Source organism: Serratia sp. PGPR-27 (genome assembly GCF_022678525.1).
In the GTDB taxonomy this organism is placed as follows: Bacteria; Pseudomonadota; Gammaproteobacteria; order Enterobacterales; family Enterobacteriaceae; genus Serratia; species Serratia nematodiphila.
The window spans coordinates 30506-50777 of record NZ_JALBYS010000032.1; the positions used below are offsets into that span (position 1 = coordinate 30506).

21 protein-coding genes are annotated in these 20272 nt (G+C 61.2%); 13 read left to right on the top strand and 8 right to left on the bottom strand.

Annotated elements, in window-relative coordinates:
- Positions 1-23 precede the first annotated feature (23 nt).
- Together MMS95_RS17235 and btsR are read left to right on the top strand one after the other, a co-directional pair.
- The gene (locus tag MMS95_RS17235; protein WP_004930349.1) at positions 24-1709 is read left to right on the top strand and encodes a sensor histidine kinase; all 1686 of its coding nucleotides are present in this window, start codon (positions 24-26) and stop codon (positions 1707-1709) included.
- On the top strand, positions 1709-2434 hold the full coding sequence (gene btsR, locus MMS95_RS17240) for a two-component system response regulator BtsR (RefSeq protein WP_103086230.1): 726 nt from the start codon (positions 1709-1711) through the stop codon (positions 2432-2434). Before MMS95_RS17235 ends, btsR begins: the two co-directional genes overlap by 1 nt.
- On the opposite strand, the gene MMS95_RS17245 is transcribed toward btsR, so the two are convergent.
- Together MMS95_RS17245 and MMS95_RS17250 are read right to left on the bottom strand one after the other, a co-directional pair.
- Positions 2435-2713, bottom strand: a complete 279-nt coding sequence (locus tag MMS95_RS17245; protein ID WP_015379287.1) for a type II toxin-antitoxin system RelE/ParE family toxin — start codon at positions 2711-2713, stop codon at positions 2435-2437. It lies immediately after the preceding gene.
- A gap of 17 nt (positions 2714-2730) precedes the next feature.
- Complete coding sequence (locus tag MMS95_RS17250) at positions 2731-3000, bottom strand: hypothetical protein (RefSeq protein WP_004930356.1); 270 nt, start codon at positions 2998-3000, stop codon at positions 2731-2733.
- 211 nt (positions 3001-3211) lie between these two features.
- On the opposite strand from MMS95_RS17250, the gene MMS95_RS17255 reads away from it, so the two are divergent.
- The 3 genes from MMS95_RS17255 (at position 3212) to MMS95_RS17265 (ending at position 6735) form a co-directional block, all read left to right on the top strand.
- Positions 3212-4738, top strand: a complete 1527-nt coding sequence (locus MMS95_RS17255) for a helicase HerA-like domain-containing protein (protein ID WP_156866448.1) — start codon at positions 3212-3214, stop codon at positions 4736-4738.
- 72 nt (positions 4739-4810) lie between these two features.
- Positions 4811-5386, top strand: coding sequence for an aminodeoxychorismate synthase component II (locus MMS95_RS17260; RefSeq protein ID WP_033631932.1), 576 nt, complete (start codon positions 4811-4813; stop codon positions 5384-5386).
- A 131-nt stretch (positions 5387-5517) separates the two neighbouring features.
- Positions 5518-6735: an aspartate aminotransferase family protein gene (locus MMS95_RS17265; protein ID WP_156866449.1), complete on the top strand. Its 1218-nt coding sequence runs from the start codon at positions 5518-5520 to the stop codon at positions 6733-6735.
- A gap of 40 nt (positions 6736-6775) precedes the next feature.
- On the opposite strand, the gene MMS95_RS17270 is transcribed toward MMS95_RS17265, so the two are convergent.
- Both MMS95_RS17270 and crp read right to left on the bottom strand, forming a co-directional pair.
- The gene (locus tag MMS95_RS17270; RefSeq protein ID WP_242142004.1) at positions 6776-8854 is read right to left on the bottom strand and encodes a YccS/YhfK family putative transporter; all 2079 of its coding nucleotides are present in this window, start codon (positions 8852-8854) and stop codon (positions 6776-6778) included.
- 50 nt (positions 8855-8904) lie between these two features.
- Positions 8905-9537 (bottom strand): cAMP-activated global transcriptional regulator CRP, encoded by a 633-nt coding sequence (gene crp, locus MMS95_RS17275; RefSeq protein WP_004090925.1) that lies wholly within the window; start codon positions 9535-9537, stop codon positions 8905-8907.
- Between the two features lie 382 nt (positions 9538-9919).
- Between crp and MMS95_RS17280 the strand changes: the two genes are divergently transcribed.
- Positions 9920-10327 carry an OsmC family protein gene (locus MMS95_RS17280; RefSeq protein ID WP_004930372.1) on the top strand — a complete coding sequence of 136 codons (408 nt, stop codon included), beginning with the start codon at positions 9920-9922 and terminating at the stop codon, positions 10325-10327.
- A 37-nt stretch (positions 10328-10364) separates the two neighbouring features.
- Here the strand turns inward: MMS95_RS17280 and MMS95_RS17285 are convergent, their stop codons facing one another.
- From MMS95_RS17285 to MMS95_RS17295, 3 genes are all read right to left on the bottom strand, one after another.
- Positions 10365-11234 (bottom strand): phosphoribulokinase, encoded by an 870-nt coding sequence (locus MMS95_RS17285; protein ID WP_004930374.1) that lies wholly within the window; start codon positions 11232-11234, stop codon positions 10365-10367.
- 150 nt (positions 11235-11384) lie between these two features.
- Positions 11385-11618, bottom strand: a complete 234-nt coding sequence (locus tag MMS95_RS17290) for a YheU family protein (protein ID WP_004930376.1) — start codon at positions 11616-11618, stop codon at positions 11385-11387.
- Positions 11615-12595 (bottom strand): hydrolase, encoded by a 981-nt coding sequence (locus tag MMS95_RS17295; RefSeq protein ID WP_156866451.1) that lies wholly within the window; start codon positions 12593-12595, stop codon positions 11615-11617. Before MMS95_RS17295 ends, MMS95_RS17290 begins: the two co-directional genes overlap by 4 nt.
- A 118-nt stretch (positions 12596-12713) precedes the next feature.
- Here MMS95_RS17295 and MMS95_RS17300 point away from each other — a divergent pair, with 118 nt between their 5' ends.
- The 6 genes from MMS95_RS17300 to tauD all read left to right on the top strand — a co-directional run bounded on the left by MMS95_RS17300 (position 12714) and on the right by tauD (position 17674).
- Positions 12714-13316: a LysE family translocator gene (locus tag MMS95_RS17300; RefSeq protein ID WP_156866452.1), complete on the top strand. Its 603-nt coding sequence runs from the start codon at positions 12714-12716 to the stop codon at positions 13314-13316.
- A gap of 10 nt (positions 13317-13326) precedes the next feature.
- Positions 13327-14109 (top strand): PhzF family phenazine biosynthesis protein, encoded by a 783-nt coding sequence (locus tag MMS95_RS17305; protein WP_156866453.1) that lies wholly within the window; start codon positions 13327-13329, stop codon positions 14107-14109.
- Between the two features lie 114 nt (positions 14110-14223).
- Positions 14224-15219, top strand: coding sequence for a taurine ABC transporter substrate-binding protein (gene tauA / locus MMS95_RS17310; RefSeq protein WP_004930383.1), 996 nt, complete (start codon positions 14224-14226; stop codon positions 15217-15219).
- Between the two features lie 9 nt (positions 15220-15228).
- Positions 15229-15996 carry a taurine ABC transporter ATP-binding subunit gene (gene tauB, locus MMS95_RS17315; protein WP_004930385.1) on the top strand — a complete coding sequence of 256 codons (768 nt, stop codon included), beginning with the start codon at positions 15229-15231 and terminating at the stop codon, positions 15994-15996.
- On the top strand, positions 15993-16829 hold the full coding sequence (gene tauC / locus MMS95_RS17320; RefSeq protein ID WP_033631937.1) for a taurine ABC transporter permease TauC: 837 nt from the start codon (positions 15993-15995) through the stop codon (positions 16827-16829). The genes tauB and tauC overlap by 4 nt, the downstream gene beginning before the upstream one ends.
- Entirely contained in the window at positions 16826-17674 is an 849-nt protein-coding gene (gene tauD, locus MMS95_RS17325; RefSeq protein WP_004930389.1) for a taurine dioxygenase, read from the top strand. The genes tauC and tauD overlap by 4 nt, the downstream gene beginning before the upstream one ends.
- Before the next feature lie 3 nt (positions 17675-17677).
- Here tauD and MMS95_RS17330 read toward each other — a convergent pair whose 3' ends face one another.
- Positions 17678-19591, bottom strand: a complete 1914-nt coding sequence (locus MMS95_RS17330) for an ABC transporter ATP-binding protein (protein WP_015379276.1) — start codon at positions 19589-19591, stop codon at positions 17678-17680.
- A 129-nt stretch (positions 19592-19720) separates the two neighbouring features.
- Here MMS95_RS17330 and kefG point away from each other — a divergent pair, with 129 nt between their 5' ends.
- Positions 19721-20272, top strand: coding sequence for a glutathione-regulated potassium-efflux system ancillary protein KefG (gene kefG, locus MMS95_RS17335; RefSeq protein WP_004930395.1), 552 nt, complete (start codon positions 19721-19723; stop codon positions 20270-20272).

Genomic DNA, 20272 nt, shown 5'->3' on the forward strand with positions numbered 1-20272 from the left:
TTGTCTCTGGATGAGTTGCTGCCATGTATGAATTTAACCAGGTGCTGTTGCTGTTGCAGCAGATGTGCGTCTATCTCGTTATCGCCTATCTGCTGAGCAAAACCCCGCTGTTCATTCCGCTGATGCAGGTGACCATTCGCTTGCCGCACAAGCTGCTGTGCTACGTGATCTTCTCGGTGTTCTGCATCATGGGCACCTACTTCGGGCTGCATATTCAGGATTCGATCGCCAACACCCGTGCGATAGGCGCGGTCCTGGGCGGGCTGCTGGGTGGGCCGTCGGTGGGCTTTCTGGTCGGGCTGACCGGCGGTCTGCACCGGTATACGCTCGGCGGCATGACCGACGTGGCCTGCGCGATCTCCACGGTGTCCGAAGGGCTGGTCGGCGGCATCGTACACAGCATCGCCATGCGCCGGGGGCGCATCGAGCTGCTGTTCAATCCGCTGTTCGTCGGCGGCGTGGCGCTGGTGGCGGAAGTGCTGCAGATGGCGATCATTCTGGCGGTGGCGCGCCCTTATAACGAGGCGTTGCAGCTGGTGGAACACATCGCGCTGCCGATGATGATCGCCAATACCGTCGGCGCGGCGATGTTTATGCAAATCCTGCTGGACAGGCGCGCGATGTTCGAGAAATACACCAGCGCTTTCTCTTCCAAGGCGTTGAAGATCGCCGAGCGCACCGAGGGCATCCTGCGGCAGGGCTTTGATCAGGAAAACAGCATGAAGGTCGCCCGGGTGATTTATCAGGAGCTGGGCATCGGCGCGGTGGCGATCACCGATCGCGACAAGCTGCTGGCGTTTATCGGCATCGGCGACGATCACCACCTGCCGGGCACGCCGATCGCCTCGGTGCATTCGCATCGCGCCATCGACAACAACGAGGTGGTGTACGCCGACGGCAATCAGCTCTCTTACTGCTGCTCGATCAATCCGGCCTGCAAGCTGGGATCGACGCTGGTGATCCCGCTGCGCGGCGAAAACCAGCGGGTCATCGGCACCATCAAGCTGTATGAACCGAAAAGCCAGCTGTTCAGCACCATCAACCGTACGCTGGGCGAAGGCATCGCCAGCCTGCTGTCGGCGCAGATCATGGCCGGACAGTACGAGCGCCACAAGCAGCTGCTGGCGCAGTCGGAGATCAAGCTGCTGCATGCGCAGGTCAATCCGCATTTCCTGTTCAATGCCTTGAATACCCTGGTGGCGGTGATCCGCCGCGATGGCGAGCGCGCCTGCGATCTGGTGCAGTCCCTCTCGACCTTCTTTCGTAAAAACCTCAAACGTTCGGATGACGAAGTCAGCCTGGCGGACGAAATTGAACATGTGAACGCCTACCTGCAGATAGAGAAAGCGCGCTTCGCCGATCGGCTGGAGATTGCGGTATCGCTGCCGGAGGCGCTGCTGGCGGCGCGGCTGCCGGCGTTTTCGCTGCAGCCGATCGTCGAGAATGCCATCAAGCATGGCACCTCGCATCTGTTGGGCGTGGGCCGTATCGAAATCGGCGCCTGCTGCGAAGGCGAGCATCTGCTGTTGCAGGTGACGGACAACGCCGGGCTGTTCCAGCCGAAACCGAACTGCAGCGGGCTGGGGATGAACCTGGTGGATAAACGCATTCGCGTGCGCTACGGCGAAGGCTATGGCGTGCAGGTGGATTGCCGGCCGGACGCCTACACCCGCATTACGCTTAATGTCCCTATGGAGAGGGCAGCCTGATGTTAAATGCACTGATTGTTGACGATGAACCTTCCGCGCGCGACAACCTGCGCCATCTGTTGGAGGCCGAGGCGGGGATCTCGATTATCGGCGAGTGCGCCAACGCCATCGAAGCCATCAGCCAGATCCATCGGCTGCAGCCGGACGTGGTGTTTCTCGATATCCAGATGCCACGCATCAGCGGGCTGGAAATGGTCGGCATGCTGGATCCCAACCGTATGCCGCACATCGTGTTTCTGACCGCCTACGACGAATACGCGGTGCAGGCGTTCGAGGAGCACGCCTTCGATTATCTGCTGAAGCCGGCGGAGCCGAAGCGGTTGAGCAAGACGCTGCAACGCCTGCGGCAGCGCAGTGCGCCGCAGGACGTGGCGGTGCTGGATGAGAGCGCCGGTTACCTGAAATACATTCCCTGCACCGGCCACAGCCGCATCTATCTGCTGCGGTTCGATGAAGTGCTGGCGATCCGTTCCAAGCTGAGCGGGGTATTCGTGGTGCGCCGCGACGGCATGGAGTGTTTCACCGAATTGACGCTGCGCACGCTGGAAAGCCGTACGCCGCTGGTGCGCTGCCATCGGCAGTATCTGGTCAACCTGGAGCAGGTGCGCGAGATCCGCTTCGAAGAGGGCGGTGCGGCAGAGATGATCATGTCCGCCGGCGATCCGGTGCCGGTCAGCCGGCGCTATTTGAAAGCGCTGAAGGAGCAACTGGGGCTGCGGGGATGACTATGCCGGCGGCCACCGGCGGCGAGTATGCACGATGGCCAATATGATGACGCGTTGAGCCGCCAATTCATAGACCAACAGATAGGACGGGGAGATGACCAACTCGCGCGTGCCGGCTATCCGACCCGTTTTCCCGCTGGTGGGATGATGCACGAGGCGTGCCGCCGCGTCAGCGATTTTTGCATCATTTTCTGCGGCGGCGGCCGGATTTTTAAGTTCCAACCATTCATAAATCGCCAGACGATCGGCGATGGCGGGTACCGTCCATGTCAGTTTCACAAAAGTCCTTTTGTGTTTTATTGCGTTGATTTAGCTCTGCGTTCGGCGAAATAAGCAGCCACCTCTTCATCGTCGGCGAACTTGCCTTCACGCAACGCCTTGCGGCTCACCTCGACCTTTTCCTTTAACCACTGGTCGTACTCTTCCTGCTGCGCCTGGCGGCTGACAAACTCGCGCATGAAATCGCGCAGCAGTTGCGAAGCCGTGCGATCGGCGGCCTTTGCCGCGCTGGCGAAAGCGGTTTTTAACTCGTCATCCACGCGGATTACCACGGTAGATTCAGACATGGTATTTACCTCGTATATACAGCGTAATGCTCACTATAACACTGGTGCTTTATTGTTCAAGCAAAGACGCTCTGACGCTAAGCGCAATCTGAATTCATCAGGCCCCGACGGCGCCCTTTTTGTTTGTCCTTGACGGGGTTACGCGGCGCTTATAGCTTTATTGCATCAACAGGCGCGTTTCGCGCTGCGGTCAGCGTCAAAGGAACAGAAAATGAGTGAACCACGGATTATCGCCAAGGCGATGAAAGACGGAAAACCGGAACAGGATCTGGTGATTTTGCCGGCGTTGGCCAACCGCCACGGCTTGATCACCGGGGCAACCGGCACCGGCAAGACGGTGACGCTGCAGAAAATGGCCGAACAGTTCTCACGCATCGGCGTGCCGGTGTTCCTGTCGGATGTGAAGGGCGATCTGTCCGGCATCGGCGCCGAGGGCGTGCCTTCCGAAAAACTGCAGGCGCGCCTGGCGGCGATTGGCGTCACCGACTGGCAACCGCAGGCCTGCACCATTATCCCGTGGGATATTTACGGTGAAAAGGGTCACCCGATCCGCGCCACCATTTCCGATCTCGGGCCGCTGCTGCTGGGGAGCCTGTTGGATCTGAACGAGGTGCAAAGCGGCGTGCTGCAGCTGGTGTTCAAAATCGCCGATGACAATGCGCTGCTGCTGCTGGACATGAAAGACCTGCGCGCCATGGTGCAGTTCGTCGGCGACAACGCCAAACAATTCCAAACCCAGTACGGCAATATCTCTGCCGCCTCTATCGGCGCCATTCAGCGCGGGTTGTTGACGCTGGAAGAGCAGGGGGCCAACCAGTTCTTCGGCGAGCCGATGCTGGACATCAACGATCTGATGAAAACCGACGCCAACGGCCACGGCGTGATCAATCTGCTGGCGGCGGACAAGCTGATCAATCAGCCGAAGCTGTATTCGGTGTTCCTGCTGTGGCTGCTGGCCGAGCTGTTTGAGCACCTGCCGGAAGTGGGCGACCCTGAACAGCCGAAGCTGGTGTTCTTCTTCGATGAAGCGCACCTGCTGTTCAACGATGCGCCGGCGGCGCTGCTGACCAAGATTGAACAGGTGGTGCGTCTGATCCGCTCCAAAGGCGTCGGCATTTACTTCGTCACCCAGAACCCGCTGGACATCCCGGACAGCGTGCTGGGCCAGTTGGGCAACCGCGTGCAGCATGCGCTGCGCGCCTTTACCCCGCGCGATCAGAAGGCGGTGAAGACGGCGGCGCAAACCCTGCGCGCCAACCCGGCCTTCGATGCCGAAACGGCGATCACCGAGCTGGGCGTGGGCGAAGCGCTGGTGTCATTCCTCGACGAAAAGGGCCGGCCGAACGTGGTGGAGCGGGCGATGGTCATCGCGCCGGAATCCAAGATGGGCATGCTCGGCGCGGAAGGGCTGAACAGCGCGATTAACAAGTCGCCGCTGTATGGCCGCTATGAAGACATGATTGACCGCGAGTCCGCCTACGAGAAGCTGTCGTCGGGCGGTTTCGCCACCATCGGCACCCCGCAGCAGGGGCAACAACCGCAGACGCAACAGCAACAACAGCAGGCGGGCGGCGGCCTGATGGATGGTTTGAACGAGCTGTTGTTCGGTTCCACCGGCCCTCGCGGCGGCAAGCGCGACGGCATCGTCCAGACCGCCGCCAAGAGCATGGCGCGCGATCTCGGCCGCCAGATCCTGCGCGGCGTGCTGGGCTCGATCACCGGCGGCCGTAAAAAGTAAGCGGAAATTATCGTCGGCAGCGGCGGGTTAAATCAGTAAACTATGGCGGCGTTTTTCTCTGCCGGACCTGACATGCTGCTGCTGATCGATAACTACGACTCCTTTACCTATAACCTTTACCAGTACTTCTGCGAGTTGGGCGCCGAGGTGGTGGTGAAGCGCAACGATGAGCTGCAGCTGGCCGATATCGAGCGGCTGGCGCCGCAGCATCTGGTGATTTCCCCCGGCCCCTGCACCCCGAACGAAGCGGGTATCTCGCTGGCCGCCATTCGTCATTTCGCCGGCAAACTGCCGATCCTTGGCGTGTGCCTGGGGCACCAGGCGCTGGGGCAGGCGTTCGGCGCCGAGGTGGTGCGCGCCCGCGCGGTGATGCACGGCAAAACTTCGGCCATTCGCCATCTGGGCGTCGGCGTGTTTCGCGGCCTGAACGATCCGCTGACCGTGACCCGCTATCACTCGCTGGTGCTGAAAGCCGATACGCTGCCGGACTGTTTTGAAGTGACCGCCTGGAGCGAACGCGACGGCGTGCGCGACGAGATCATGGGCATCCGCCACCGCGCTTTGGCGTTGGAAGGGGTGCAGTTCCATCCGGAAAGCGTGCTCAGCGAGCAGGGCCATCAGCTGCTGGATAACTTCCTCAACCGTTAATCCCGATGCGTTTTTTTCGCTCGTCAGGCGTTTTGCGTTTGCGCTTGATTGGTTTTTTATGCATATTTCGTGATTATGTTTTCAATCTAACATTACGATAGCGCTGAAAAACCTTCAGGGTGGAGCCGAAAATGACTGAAAAATCCGCAGTGAGCCGCAGCACCTTTGACCAGGTGATCCTGCCTGTTTATGCACCGGCCCAGTTTGTGCCGGTGCGCGGCCAAGGCAGCCGGGTCTGGGATCAGCAGGGAAAAGAGTACATCGATTTTTCCGGCGGCATCGCGGTGACGGCGCTGGGGCACTGCCATCCGGCGCTGGTCGAGGCGCTCAAACGTCAGGGTGAGACTCTGTGGCATACCAGCAACGTCTTTACCAATGAACCGGCGCTGCGCCTGGCGAGCAAACTGATCGACGCCACCTTCGCCGATCGGGTGTTCTTCGCCAACTCCGGCGCAGAGGCCAACGAAGCGGCGTTCAAACTGGCGCGTCATTACGCCATCACCCGCCACAGCCCCTATAAAACCAAAATCATCGCTTTCTATAACGCGTTCCACGGCCGCACGCTGTTCACCGTGTCGGTGGGCGGGCAGGCCAAATATTCCGACGGGTTCGGGCCGAAGCCGGCCGACATCGTGCACGTGCCGTTCAACGATCTGGCGGCGGTGAAAGCGGTGATGGACGACCACACCTGCGCGGTGGTGATGGAGCCGATTCAGGGCGAGGGCGGCATTACGCCGGTCGACGCCGGCTTCCTCAAAGGCGTGCGCAAACTGTGCGACCAACATCAGGCGCTGCTGGTGTTCGACGAAGTGCAAAGCGGCATGGGGCGCAGCGGCAAGCTGTTCGCCTATATGCATTATGGCGTGACGCCGGACATTCTCACCACCGCCAAGGCGCTGGGCGGCGGCTTCCCGGTGAGCGCCATGCTGACCACCGAAGAGATTGCGTCGGTGATGCAGGTGGGCACCCACGGCACTACCTACGGCGGCAACCCGCTGGCCTGCGCGGTGGCGGAGGCGGCGTTGGATGTGATCAATACGCCGGAAGTGCTGAGCGGCATCGAACAGCGCCACGCGCTGTATTTGCAGGTTTTGCAGGATATCGGCGATAAATACGGTATTTTTACCGCCATTCGCGGCATGGGGTTACTGATCGGCGCCGAACTGACGCCGCATTATCACGGCAGAGCGCGCGATTTCCTCACCGCCGCCGCCGCGCGTGGGCTGATGATCCTCAACGCTGGGCCGAACGTGATCCGTTTTGCGCCGTCGCTGGTGGTGGAGCTGCAGGATATCGAGGCCGGCATGGCGCTGTTCGAGCTGGCGGTGCAGGATGTGATCAACGCCTGAAGCCCGTGCGGCGCATGACGGGGCGCGGCATGCCGCGCCCTTATTGATCGCGCAGTTTGCGCTTGAGCCAGATGCCGTGGTGTGGGCGCTGGCGCCAGGCCAGCGACGAAATGGTATGCATCACGTTCAGGTGCGACAGGATGCGGCGCAAATGACGTTCCATCTCGGTGACGGGCATCTCCGGATGCAGATCCGGTGGCTGCATGATGCCGCTGTTGCCGCTGCTCGGGCCGTCGTATTCCAACCGCTGCTGGCAGCTTTGCAGCGCGATTTCACAGGTTTGCAGATAGGCTTCCGCCAGTTTCGGCGTCAGCATGTAGTGCTCGCGCGCCAGAATGGTCATGGCGTTCAGGTGTTCGACGATGAACTGGCTGTGCGTGACCCACAGCCGCATGTCCGCCAGATAATTCGACGCGAACCCCGGTTCCTGCATCGCCTGATTGAGTGAGGTGAACAGCGCGTTGTGCGCCTGGTTGACCTGCATGCGGGTATAGGCCAATGCGGTGGCGTCCGGTTCCGGTTGCTTCAGCATCAGCCGCAGCGCGGCTTGATCGTTTTCCAGCGCCTGATGGGCATTCTTGCGCAGCAGCCCACTTTGCCACTGCGGCCACAGCCAAATGGTGCCGCCGAACGCCAGCACGCAGCCTATCAGCGTATCGATCAGGCGCGGTACCAGAAAATGCGAGCCGTTCAGCGCCAGCAGTTGCAGGGTGTAAACCGCCGTGACCGTAAAGCCAATCACCGACAGCCCGTAGTTCTTGCGCGAAACCAGGTAGGCCAGCAGCGTGATCACCAGCATGATGCTCAGCGTTTCTCCTTCCGGCAGCTGCAGCTGCAACAGCCCGGCCGCCAGCAACAGTCCGGCAATCGTGCCCAGCGCACGGTGCTGAATACGCACCCGGGTGGCGTTATACCCGTTTTGGCTCACCAGCATGATGGTGAGCAGGATCCAGTATGGCTTCGGCAGGTTGAAGACCGCACCCAGGCTGCTGCCGACCGCCAGCGTCACCCCCAGCCGCGCGGCGTTGCGCAGGGCGGTGGATTTGAACGACAGATAGCTGGCCAGCGCCGGCCAAAACGGCAGGCGGTGCTGGCCGGGCATCAGGTCGCGGCGGTACAGCGGATGCTGGGTGCGCAGCAGGCGAGCGATGCGGCTGAAGTGGTAATAACAAAACTGGCCGACCGGGTTATCGGGATGCTGCGCCGCCATTTTTTCCAGCGCCGCCAGTTCGTGGCTCATGGAGAAGCGCTTCGAATGTTGATGGTAGAGAATATCGTGCGCCACCACGCGCAGCCGGCCGGCGATCACCTGAGCGTTGCGGCGAATGATCGCTTCGGCCTGGCTCTGCTCCACCAGTTTTTGCACCTCCTCCGGCAGATGCAGGCTGACGGTGATGTGCTCCTGCAGATCCATCGCCACCTGAAAGGCGCGCTGCAGGCGCTTTTGTTCGAGGTTGTTGGCGTGCGGCAGGAAATTGAGCTGTTGGTATAAAAGGCTGATCAGATCCATCACCTTTTGTTGGCGCACCAGCAGCGGCGGCAGCGCGGTTTGCGGATCGGTGTGCTGGGTCAGCAACGAGTATTTGGCTTCGAAATAGTCAGCCAGCTCCAGATAGAGCTGGCTGAGCGTCTCGCGCATTGGCTGTTCTTTCCACAGCTTGAACCAGAACCAGGTGAATAAGCCGTACCAGACGGTGCCGATCGCGTACAGCAGCGGCGCCTGCCAGAGGGGTACCGTGCCGGCCGTGCTGAGGGCGAAAATGGCGGCCACCAGCGCCGCCGGCAACAGCCGGGCGTGCAGCGGGCTGATTTCGCCGGTGACGCCGAGCAGCAGCGCCAGGCCCAGCATCAGCGCCGGCAGCGGCACGTGCCACAGCAGTGCCTGTTGCAGCAGCACGCTGCTGAAGGCGAACAGCGAGCCGCCGACGATCAGCCGTTTAAAGAAGCGCTTATGCGGCGTGTCCAGACCGGCGATATTGCAGCAGGCGGGCACCAGAGAGAACATCAGGCCGAGCTGCAGCTGGCCTATTAACAAGCCGAACAGCACCGGCAGGCACAACACCAGCGTTTGTCGCAGTGCGTAGTTGATTTCCGGGTGGTAGATCAGGCGGCGCCACATGGCAGAGAGCAGATAAAAAAACGGCGCAGACTGCGCCGTTTCTTCGGGGATTAACGGGTGCCGTAGACGACAATGGTTTTGCCGTGGGCGGAAATCAGGTTTTGATCTTCCAGCATTTTCAGAATACGGCCAACGGTTTCACGCGAGCAGCCGACGATCTGGCCGATCTCCTGACGGGTGATCTTGATCTGCATGCCGTCCGGGTGAGTCATGGCGTCAGGTTGCTTCGCCAGATTCAGCAGGGTTTGCGCGATGCGGCCGGTCACGTCCAGGAAGGCGAGGTTGCCCACTTTTTCGGAGGTGACCTGCAGGCGGCTCGCCATTTGGGCGGACAGACGCATCAGGATGTCCGGGTTCACCTGGATCAGCTGGCGGAATTTCTTGTAGGAAATTTCGGCCACTTCACAGGCGGTTTTCGCGCGAACCCAGGCGCTGCGCTCCTGGCCTTCTTCGAACAATCCGAGCTCGCCGATGAAATCCCCCTGGTTGAGGTAGGACAGGATCATCTCTTTACCTTCTTCATCCTTGATCAGCACCGCGACGGAGCCTTTCACGATGTAGTAAAGCGTTTCGGCCTTTTCACCTTGGTGAATCAGCGTACTCTTCGATGGATATTTGTGGATATGGCAATGAGACAGGAACCATTCGAGAGTAGGGTCTGTTTGCGGTTTGCCGAGAACCATTCGCTGTTATCCTCTGTTGTTATCGCTGCCTTGTGTCACAGGGGTCAGAGTTCCCTGTAAAACCCGCCTGTAGCCGCAGTTATGAGCGAGGGCTACCGGCAAGTTTTGAGGCGTGTCATAAAAATACGCTGTCGCTCTAGCATATTAACTTGCCGTAAGCGCTGCAAGCTACATTCTGTTAACATACCGGTAAAGGAGCCTTTCTCTGGGCGTTTCCCTGAAATGCAGTGTCCCGGAAAGATTTATTGCGGCTCTGTTTGTAGCACAGAGTAAGGCGGGTGTCTCGTGTTGTCTCGCTTCAGCATGATTAGCATCAGGTTACGTTGCCTGTTTCTATGCGAAAGCGTACTCTGATTTTAAGAAATCAACCGGAGTGACCAGAATGCAGGCAAGAGTTAAATGGGTGGAAGGGTTAACGTTTTTGGGTGAATCGGCCTCCGGCCACCAGGTGCTGATGGACGGCAACGCCGGTGATAAAGCGCCCAGCCCGATGGAGATGGTGCTGATGTCGGTGGGCGGCTGCAGCGCGATCGACGTGGTATCCATCCTGCAAAAGGGGCGCAACGACGTGCGCGACTGCGAGGTGAAGCTGACCTCCGAGCGCCGCGAAGAAGCCCCGCGGTTGTTCACCCATATCAACCTGCACTTCATCGTGACCGGCCAGGATCTGACCGACAAGATCGTCGAACGTGCGGTGAACCTGTCGGCGGAGAAATACTGCTCGGTGGCGCTGATGCTCAACAAGGCCGCCACGGTAACCCACAGCTTCGAGATCCGCCAACCGGCGTAATCGAGGCGGAGCGCGGCCGGCGCCGCGCTCAACGCATTTATTCGATCTTCTTGCCTTCCAGCAACCGTTGCACCAGCGGCGCCATGATCAGCTCCATCGCCAGCCCCATTTTGCCGCCCGGCACCACTAACGTATTGATGTGCGAGATAAACGATCCCTGCAGCATCGCCAGCAAGTAGGGGAAGTCGATCTGGTCCAGCCCGCGGAAGTGGATCACCACGAAGCTTTCATCCAGTGAGGGAATGGCCTTGGCGGCGAACGGGTTGGAGGTGTCCACCGTCGGCACGCGCTGGAAGTTGATGTGGGTGCGCGAGAACTGCGGCGTAATGTAGTTGATGTAGTCTTCCATCGAGCGCACCACCGAATCCATCACCGCTTCGCGGGAGTGGCCACGTTCGCCGGTATCGCGGATCAGCTTCTGGATCCACTCCAGGTTGACGATCGGCACCACGCCGACCAGCAGATCGACGTGTTTGGCCACGTCATGGTGCTCAGTAACCACGCCGCCGTGCAGCCCCTCGTAGAACAGCACGTCGGTCGGCGCCGGCAGCGGCTCCCACGGGGTGAAGGTGCCCGGCACCTGATTGTAGGGCACCGCTTCGTCGTAGGTGTGCAGGTACTTGCGCGAACGGCCGGTGCCGTTTTTGCCGTAGTCGATAAAGCTCTGCTGCAGCAGGCCGAAGTCGTTGGCCTCGGGGCCGAAATAGCTGATGTGTCTGCCCAGATCGCGCGCCTTGCGGATCGCCGCGTCCATTTCCGGCCGGGTATAGCGGTGGAAGCTGTCGCCCTCCAGTTCGGCGGCGCGGATATTGAGCTGCTGGAAGATTTTACGGAACGCCACGCTGGTGGTGGTGGTGCCGGCGCCGCTGGAACCGGTCACCGCGATAACGGGATGTTTGGCAGACATGATGGTTGTCACTCCGTGTTGAATGCGCCGGCGTCAGGGGATTATTGTGGCTCTTGTTGACGCTCTCTATGTCAGGAAAAATGGCGCGCGCTGGTTTGCAATGCCCCATTGTTACCTGATTTTTTCCGTCAGTCATAGAACCGGGCGCCACTAAATTTCTTCCTGCCCGGCGCGGAATTGGCCGCGCGGCATGATGTTGACGCTCTCATGCAGTTCCGACCACACCAGCACCACTTCGCCGTTTTTCAGCTGGCGGCGCACGTCCTCCACCTTCTGCTCCAGCGAGCGTTCGTGTTCGCCGTAATCGGTGCCTTCGCGCAGCACAAAGGATTCGATCAGGCTGTTCAGGGTGTCGGTTGCCAGTTCTTGCCAGGGAATAATCACGTCGGAATGTCCAGATAAGGGGAAAGCCAGGCCGGAATGCGATGCTCCAGCCACATGTGCGGTTTTTTCAGCGTGCCGCCGACGAAGCCGACGTGGCCGCCGAACTCAGTCAGCTGATATTCGATATTGCGCGGCAGGCCGGCGACGTCGGGGATCACCTCAGGGGTCATGAAAGGGTCGTCCTTCGCATGGATGATCAGCAGCGGCGTCTGGATAGACGGCAACAGCGGCAGGGCGCTGCAGCGGCGATAATAGTCGGTGGCGTCGCTGAAGCCGTGAATGCGCGAGGTGATGGCGTCGTCGAATTCGCGAATGCGTCGCAACCCGTTCAGCTGTGACAGTTTGAGCGGCAGAGTGTCCGGGTAGTGCAACAGCTTGCGGGTGGCGTTTTGTTTCAGCTGCCCCAGCAGGTAGCGCTGATAAACGCGGGAGAAGCCTTGCTCCATGCGGTAGGCGCAGGGTTCCAGCATCAGCGGCGCCGAGACCACCACCGCCGCCTGCAGCAGGCTGTCGGCGCCTTGCTGCGCCAGATAACAGGCCAGCATGTTGCCGCCGAGCGAAACGCCTACCGCCGCGGTTGGCACCTCGCCGTAGCTATCGTGCAGCCAGCGCAGAAAGAAGCGCGCGTCTTCGGTTTCACCGGAGTGGTAGATACGCTGCTTGCGGTTGGGCACGCCGCTGCAGCCGCGAAAGTGCATCACCACGCCGAGCCAGCCGCGCTCGCGCCAGGCGTTGAGCAGGCCGTGCGCGTAGGGGCTGTAGAAGCTGCCTTCCAGGCCATGAAACAGCACCGCGCGCGGCTTGTCGCGCGCCTGCGCCGGATCCTCGCTCCAGGCGAGATCGACGAAATCGCCGTCGGGCAATTCCAGCCGTTGCCAATGCGGTTTCAATAACACGCGGCGGCGCACCAGCCGCGGCAACAGCGTTTGCAGGTGCGGGTTACTGGCCCCTGTCAGAGGGCGAAAGGTGTTAGGCATAGGCTGAGTAAAATGTTGTGGGCGGCTATTGTGAGATCCCTAGCGCACTGTTAGCTTCAATACCAAGAATTATCAATGATACTGCAAAAAAGCGCCTTGGGTGAGGAGCACCCGTGCCATGGAACCGAGTTTATTCCTTTCGATGCTGGGCTTCCTGTGGGTCGCCGCCATCACGCCTGGCCCCAATAATCTGCTGCTGACCACCTCCGGCGCTAACTTCGGCTTTATGCGATCGCTGTGGCTGATGGTCGGCATCATGCTCGGCATGCAAAGCATCTTGCTGCTGGTGGCGTTCGGCGTCGGCAGCCTGATCCTGGTCTACCCGTCGCTGCACCTGATCCTGAAAATCCTCGGCAGCCTGTACCTGCTGTGGCTGGCGTGGAAAGTCGCCACCGCCGCCTATGAAAAGCTGGAAACCGACGTGGCGCCACCGCAGCCGGTGCGGCTGTATCAGGGCTGGCTGCTGCAGTTCCTCAACCCGAAAGCCTGGCTGATGGCGCTGGGGGCGGTGGCGAGCTTCAGCCTGGCGGGCGATAAGTACAACGGTTCCATTGCGGCGATCGCGCTGGGCATTTTGGCGGTGAACATCGTCGCCGGCATTATCTGGCTGGCGTTCGGCACCCTGATTGGCCGCCTGCTGCGCAGTAAAAAGGCCTGGGTTATCTTCAACGTTTCCATGGGGTTGTTGACTGCAGCCTGTGTGTTACTGATCTGGCATTAAGGAGTGAACGATGGCGGAAAACTATTATCACGTGGTCGCCTTTACCGGCGAAGGGTTGCGCGGCAACCCGGCCGGGGTCTGCCTGCTGACGCAGCCGCTGCCGGCGGAGCGGCTGCAGGCGATCGCTAACGAGATCGGCCTGTCGGAAACCAGCTTTGTCTGGGATGACGGCGACATGACCGCCATCCGCTGGTTTACCCCGGAACGCGAGGTCGATCTTTGCGGCCACGGCACCCTGGCGGCGGCGCATGTGATGTTCAGCGCGGTTAACCCGGCGCTGAAGGATATTCGCTTCAGATCGACCGGCGGCGAGCTGTTCGTCAAGCGCGATGAGCGGGACGGGGAGCAGCTGGTGCTTGATTTCCCCGCCAGGCCACCGCAGAAAGTCACTGAACCGGCAGGCCTCGCGGCGCTGCTGGGCGTGCAGCCACAGGAAGTGTGGCAGGCGAAAGCGCTGCTGGTGGTGGTGGAAAATGAGGCGCAGGTGCGCGCGCTGCGGCCGGACATCCCGGCGCTGATCGCATTGGCCGGCCGCGCGGTGATCGTCACCGCGCCGGGTGACACCGTGGACTTCGTTTCGCGCTATTTCACGCTCGACGGCGGCGAGGATCCGGTGACCGGCTCCGCGCACTGCACGCTGATGCCTTACTGGGCGGCGCGTCTCGGCCGCCATCGGTTGCACGCCCGGCAGATTTCGGCGCGCGGCGGCGAGCTGTTCTGCGAACTGCAAGGGGACCGCACGCTGCTGGGCGGCTACGCTCACGTGTTCTTGCGCGGGACGATCGCGCTGTGATCCGTTTTAATATTACCTAAGGTAATAAAGAAGACTTTTTTATTCTTTTATCGCCCGCCATCGCTCAGATAAAACTGTCAGCAACTGAACAGATTTTTATCAACGGAGCGGAACATGGCGGGCAAACTCTTTTCTTTACGCAACGCGGCGCTGCTGGCGTTGTCGCTCAGCGCGGCCAGCGCCTACGCGGTGGACGTGACCGTGGCGTACCAGACGTCGGCGGAGCCGGCCAAGGTGGCGCAGGCGGAAAACAGCTTCGCCAAACAGTCCGGCGCGACCGTCGACTGGCGTAAGTTCGACAGCGGTTCCAGCGTGTTGCGCGCGCTGGCCTCCGGCGATGTGCAGATCGGCAATATCGGCTCCAGCCCGCTGGCGGTGGCCGCCAGCCAAAAACTCCCCATCGAAGTGTTCCTCATCGCCTCGCAGCTCGGCAGCTCCGAAGCGCTGGTGGTGAAGAATGACATCAAAAGCCCGCAGGATCTGATCGGCAAACGCATTGCGGTGCCGTTTATTTCCACCACCCATTACAGCCTGCTGGCCTCGCTCAAACATTGGGGCATCAAGCCTGAACAGGTGAAGATCCTCAATCTGCAGCCGCCGGCCATCGCCGCCGCCTGGCAGCGCGGCGACATCGACGGCGCTTACGTCTGGGCGCCGGTGGTCAACGAACTGGCCAAACAGGGCAAGGTGCTGACTGACTCCGCGCAGGTGGGCGAATGGGGTTCACCGACGCTGGACGTGTGGGTGGTGCGCAAAGACTTCGCAGAGAAACATCCCGACGTAGTAACCGCCTTTGCCGCCAGCGCCCTGCAGGCGCAAAAGGCCTACCTGGCGGCACCGGAACAGTGGCTTAAAGATCCGAGCCATCTCAGCACGCTGGCGCGCCTGAGCGGCGTGCCGGAAGCGCAGGTGCCGGAACTGGTGAAGGGGAACCGTTATCTGCCGGTGGCCGATCAGGTTGCCCAACTCGGCCAGCCGGTGGACAAGGCAATCCGCGATACCGCCGAATTCCTCAAGCAGCAGGGCAAGATCCCGCAGGTCGACAGCGACTACAGCGCTTACGTCACCGACCGTTTTGTGAAACAGGTGCAGGCTGCGCCGCAGTCGTAAGGAAGCAGGATGCTAAACGTCAATCATCTTTCAGCAGAGTATCAGGGGCGGCCCGCGCTGCGTGACGTGTCGTTCCAGATCGCCGCCGGGCAACTGGTGGTGGTGCTCGGCCCATCGGGCTGCGGCAAGACCACGCTGCTGAATTTGATCGCCGGGTTTATCGAGCCTTCAGCTGGCAGCATCACGCTGGATGGAACGCCCGTTCACGGCCCGGGCGCCGAACGGGGCGTGGTGTTCCAGCATGAGGGCTTACTGCCGTGGCGTAACGTGGTGGACAACGTTGAGTTCGGCCTGCAGCTGGCCGGCATCGGCAAGGCGCAGCGCCGCCAGGTGGCGGAGCAGATGCTGCAGCGCGTGGGGCTGGCAGGCTATGAACAGCACTTCATCTGGCAGCTTTCCGGCGGCATGCGCCAACGCGTCGGCATTGCCCGCGCCCTGGCCGCCGATCCGCGTCTGCTGTTGCTGGATGAGCCGTTCGGTGCGTTGGACGCGTTCACGCGCGAGCAGATGCAGGAGCTGCTGCTGACCATCTGGCGAGATACCGGCAAACAGGTGCTGCTGATCACCCACGATATTGAAGAGGCGGTGTTCCTCGCCAGTGAACTGTTACTGCTGTCGCCGGGGCCGGGGCAGGTGGTGGAGCGGCTGTCGCTGAACTTCGGCCAGCGCTATGCCGACGGCGAAGCCTGCCGTGCCATCAAGTCCGATCCTGAATTTATCGCTCAGCGCGAATACGTGCTGGGCAAAGTTTTCCAACAGCGCGAGGCCTTGCTATGAGCCTGCATTCCACTCTGAAGGCCGCGGCGCAGCCGCAGGGCAAAGCGGCGCGCCGTTTCAGCGTGCCGCGCAACGTTTGGTTGAGCGGCGCCACGCTGTTGACGGTGTTGATCGTCTGGTGGGGCGTGACGGCGCTGCAGCTGATCAGCCCGCTGTTTTTGCCGGCGCCGCAGCAGGTGCTGCACCAGTTGATCACCATCGCCAGCCCGCAAGGCTTTATGGACGCCACGCTATGGCAGCATCTGGCGGCCAGCCTGGGGCGCATTTTGGTGGCGCTGCTGGCGGCGGTGATCGTCGGCATTCCGGTGGGCATCGCCATGGGGTTGAACGACACGGTGCGCGGCATCCTCGATCCGCTGATTGAGATCTATCGTCCGGTGCCGCCGCTGGCCTATCTGCCGCTGATGGTGATTTGGTTCGGCATCGGCGAGACCTCGAAAATCTTGCTGATTTATCTGGCGATCTTCGCGCCGGTGACGCTCTCCGCCGTGGCCGGCGTGCGCAGCGTGGCACAGGTACGAGTGCGCGCCGCCCGCGCGTTGGGCGCCACGCGTTGGCAGGTGCTGCGTTTCGTGGTGCTACCGAGCGCGCTGCCGGAGATCCTGACCGGCATTCGCATCGGGCTGGGCGTCGGCTGGTCGACGCTGGTGGCCGCCGAACTGATCGCCGCCACGCGCGGCCTGGGATTTATGGTGCAATCCGCCGGTGAGTTTTTGGCGACCGACGTGGTGTTGGCCGGCATCGGCGTGATTGCGGTGATTGCATTTGGGTTGGAGCTGGGGCTGCGCGCCCTGCAGCGCCGATTGACCCCGTGGCATGGAGTACAGCAATGAACGAACGTCTGAATATCACCCCGCTGGGGCCTTACATCGGGGCGCTGGTGGAAAACGTCGAATTGGCCCGGCCGTTGGGCGACGGCCAGTTTGAACAGCTTTATCATGCGTTGCTCAAGCATCAGGTGCTGTTCTTCCGCAACCAGCCGATCACGCCGTTGCAGCAGCGCGATCTGGCCGGGCGCTTCGGCGATCTGCATATCCATCCGGTCTATCCGCACGCCACCGACGTGGAAGAGATCATCGTGCTCGATACTCACGACGACAATCCGCCGGACAACGACAACTGGCACACCGACGTGACCTTTATCGAGAACCCGCCGCTGGGCGCGATCCTGGCGGCCAAGACCTTGCCTGCCACCGGCGGCGATACGCTGTGGGCCAGCGGCATCGCGGCCTACGAAGCGCTGTCGGCGCCGTTCAGAACGCTGCTCGCGGGGTTGCGCGCAGAGCATGACTTCACCAAGTCGTTCCCGGAGCACAAGCATCGCGGTAGCGAAGAAGAACACCAGCGCTGGCAACTGGCGGTGCAGAAAAACCCGCCGCTGCTGCATCCGGTGGTGCGCACTCACCCGGTCAGCGGCCGACAGGCGCTGTTCGTCAATGAAGGGTTCACCACGCGGATCGTGGATGTGGCGCCGAAGGAGAGCGATGCTTTACTGAATTTCCTGTTCGCTCACATCACTAAGCCGGAGTTTCAGGTGCGCTGGCGCTGGCAGGAAAATGACGTGGCGATCTGGGATAACCGCGTGACGCAGCACTACGCCAACGCGGATTATCTGCCGCAGCGGCGCATCATGCACCGCGCGACCATTCTGGGGGATAAACCTTTTTACAAGGCCTGAGGCTTAGGCTTCGAACGCCTGCGTTAACTGCTCCAGCTGTTCCTGCGCATCCAGCCAGGTCATTTCCGTCTCTTCCAGTGCGGATTTGGCCTGGCTTTGCTTTTGCAGGCAGTCGGTCAACTCGGCCTTGCGGCTGATGTCGTACAGCGCGGGATCCGCCAGCTGTTCCTCCACCGCCGCCAGTTCGGCGCCCAGTTTTTCCATCTGCTGTTCCAGCTTGGCGATCTGCTTGCGCAGCGGTTGGGTTTGCGTACGGAACTCCGCCTCGCGGCGTTTTTGATCCTTGCGCGCCTGCGCGCTGTTGCCGCCGCTCTCTTTTTCCGGCGCGTCCTGCTGGCTTTCCTGGCGCTGCAGGTCGACAAGCCACTGCTGATAATCGTCGAGATCGCCCTCGAAAGGCTCGACCTGGCCATCGTGCACCAGGTACAGATCGTCGGTGGTGGAGCGCAGCAGGTGACGGTCGTGGGATACCACCACCAACGCGCCTTCGAAATCGATCAGCGCCTCGGTCAGCGCCTGACGCATGTCGAGATCCAGGTGGTTGGTTGGTTCATCGAGCAGCAGCAGGTTCGGGCGCTGCCAGACGATCAGCGCCAGCACCAGCCGCGCCTTCTCGCCGCCGGAGAAACGCTCGGTCATTTCGCTGACCTTGTCGCCCTGGAAGCCGAAACCGCCCAGATAGTCGCGCAGCTGCTGCTCCAGCACCCTTGGGGCGATGCGGCTCAGGTGCTGCAGCGGCGATTCGTCGGCGCGCAAAAATTCCAGCTGATGCTGGGCGAAGTAACCCAGCTTGATGCCTTTCGCCAGGCCGATCTCGCCGCTCAGCGGCTCTAGGGTGCCGGCCAGCAGTTTGATCAGCGTCGATTTCCCGGCGCCGTTGCGGCCGAGCAGGCCAATGCGCGAGCCGGGCACCAGGTTCAGCTTGATTGACTTCAGGATCACTTTATCGCCATACCCGGCGCTGACTTTTTCCATACGTAGCAGCGGGTTCGGCAGGCTTTCCGGCGGGCGGAAGCTGAAGGTGAACGGGTTGTCGACGTGCGCCGGGGCTATCAGCTCCATGCGCTCCAGCATCTTGATGCGGCTCTGCGCCTGTTTGGCCTTGGTGGCCTGCGCGCGGAAACGGTCGATATAGCTTTGCAGGTGCGCCACTTTCTCTTGCTGGTGCTGATACAGCGACTGCTGCTGCGCCAGCTTGGTGGCGCGCTGGCGTTCGAACGACGAGTAGTTGCCGGTGTACTCGTTCATCGTCTGCTGTTCGATATGCAGGATCTTGTCGACGATCGGATCGAGGAAGTCGCGGTCGTGCGAGATCAGCACCAGCGTGCCGGGATAGCTTTTCAGCCAGCGCTCCAGCCAGATCACCGCATCGAGATCCAGGTGGTTGGTCGGTTCGTCGAGCAGCAGCAGATCGGAACGGCACACCAGCGCCTGCGCCAGGTTGAGGCGCATGCGCCAGCCGCCGGAAAAGTCGCGCACCGGGCTTTGCAGCTGTTCGTTGGAGAAGCCGAGGCCGTGCAGCAGGCTGGCGGCGCGGGAACGGATGGTCCAGGCGTCGATGGCGTCCAGCTTGCCGTGCAGGGTGGCGATGGCGTGGCCGTCGTTGCGATCGTTGGCCGCCTGCAACTCGGCTTCAAGCTGGCGAAACTCGCGGTCGCCGTCGATAACATACTCGATCGCCGGCACGTCCAGCGCCGGCGTCTCCTGGTTGACCCAGGCCAGCGCCCAGTTGCCGGGGAAGGTGAAACTGCCGCCGTCCGCCGCGATCTCGCCCTTCAGCAGCGACAGCAGCGTGGATTTGCCGCAGCCGTTTTTGCCCACCAAGCCGACCTTCTGACCGGGATTAACCGTCGCCGTGGCGTTGTCCAGCAGGACGCGAATGCCGCGTCGGATTTGTAGCGAGGAGAATACAATCATAAAGCGCCGTATGTTCAGAGTATGTTAAATTATCATTAAGGTAACAGAACGCGCACCGCGCGCTGTTTTTGTCTTTGCGATGCATGGTAACGGAAAACCGCTACCCTGACGACGCTTTGGAGGGGAATGATGTCGCAGCCGCCCAAGGTCTTGCTGCTGTATGCCCATCCGGAATCCCATGACTCGGTGGCGAACCGGGTTTTGCTTCGACCGGCGCAGCAGTTGGAACATGTCACCGTGCACGATCTCTACGCGCACTATCCTGATTTTTTTATCGATATCCATCACGAACAACAGCTGCTGCGTGAGCATCAGGTCATCGTGTTTCAGCATCCTCTCTATACCTACAGCTGCCCGGCGCTGCTGAAGGAGTGGCTGGATCGCGTGCTGGCGCGCGGCTTCGCCAGCGGCGTGGGCGGAAATGCGCTGGCGGGCAAGTACTGGCGCTCGGTGATCACCACCGGCGAGCCGGAAGGCGCCTACCGCACCGGCGGTTATAACCACTATCCGATGGAAGATATCCTGCGGCCGTTCGAGCTGACCGCCGGGATGTGCCATATGCATTGGTTGACGCCGTTCGTGGTGTATTGGGCGCGGCGGCAAAAGCCGGAGGTGCTGCGCAGCCATGCGGACGCCTACGGGGACTGGCTGAGCCACCCGCTGCCGCACGGAGGACGATGA

Excerpts from the sequence above, each read along its gene's own strand:
- MMS95_RS17235 (WP_004930349.1), top strand. The coding sequence starts at position 24 with ATGTATGAATTTAACCAGGTGCTGTTGCTGTTGCAGCAGATGTGCGTC.
- btsR (WP_103086230.1), top strand. The coding sequence starts at position 1,709 with ATGTTAAATGCACTGATTGTTGACGATGAACCTTCCGCGCGCGACAAC.
- MMS95_RS17250 (WP_004930356.1), bottom strand. The coding sequence starts at position 3,000 with ATGTCTGAATCTACCGTGGTAATCCGCGTGGATGACGAGTTAAAAACC.
- MMS95_RS17255 (WP_156866448.1), top strand. The coding sequence starts at position 3,212 with ATGAGTGAACCACGGATTATCGCCAAGGCGATGAAAGACGGAAAACCG.
- MMS95_RS17260 (WP_033631932.1), top strand. The coding sequence starts at position 4,811 with ATGCTGCTGCTGATCGATAACTACGACTCCTTTACCTATAACCTTTAC.
- MMS95_RS17265 (WP_156866449.1), top strand. The coding sequence starts at position 5,518 with ATGACTGAAAAATCCGCAGTGAGCCGCAGCACCTTTGACCAGGTGATC.
- MMS95_RS17270 (WP_242142004.1), bottom strand. The coding sequence starts at position 8,854 with ATGTGGCGCCGCCTGATCTACCACCCGGAAATCAACTACGCACTGCGA.
- crp (WP_004090925.1), bottom strand. The coding sequence starts at position 9,537 with ATGGTTCTCGGCAAACCGCAAACAGACCCTACTCTCGAATGGTTCCTG.
- MMS95_RS17280 (WP_004930372.1), top strand. The coding sequence starts at position 9,920 with ATGCAGGCAAGAGTTAAATGGGTGGAAGGGTTAACGTTTTTGGGTGAA.
- MMS95_RS17285 (WP_004930374.1), bottom strand. The coding sequence starts at position 11,234 with ATGTCTGCCAAACATCCCGTTATCGCGGTGACCGGTTCCAGCGGCGCC.
- MMS95_RS17295 (WP_156866451.1), bottom strand. The coding sequence starts at position 12,595 with ATGCCTAACACCTTTCGCCCTCTGACAGGGGCCAGTAACCCGCACCTG.
- MMS95_RS17300 (WP_156866452.1), top strand. The coding sequence starts at position 12,714 with ATGGAACCGAGTTTATTCCTTTCGATGCTGGGCTTCCTGTGGGTCGCC.
- MMS95_RS17305 (WP_156866453.1), top strand. The coding sequence starts at position 13,327 with ATGGCGGAAAACTATTATCACGTGGTCGCCTTTACCGGCGAAGGGTTG.
- tauA (WP_004930383.1), top strand. The coding sequence starts at position 14,224 with ATGGCGGGCAAACTCTTTTCTTTACGCAACGCGGCGCTGCTGGCGTTG.
- tauB (WP_004930385.1), top strand. The coding sequence starts at position 15,229 with ATGCTAAACGTCAATCATCTTTCAGCAGAGTATCAGGGGCGGCCCGCG.
- tauC (WP_033631937.1), top strand. The coding sequence starts at position 15,993 with ATGAGCCTGCATTCCACTCTGAAGGCCGCGGCGCAGCCGCAGGGCAAA.
- tauD (WP_004930389.1), top strand. The coding sequence starts at position 16,826 with ATGAACGAACGTCTGAATATCACCCCGCTGGGGCCTTACATCGGGGCG.
- MMS95_RS17330 (WP_015379276.1), bottom strand. The coding sequence starts at position 19,591 with ATGATTGTATTCTCCTCGCTACAAATCCGACGCGGCATTCGCGTCCTG.
- kefG (WP_004930395.1), top strand. The coding sequence starts at position 19,721 with ATGTCGCAGCCGCCCAAGGTCTTGCTGCTGTATGCCCATCCGGAATCC.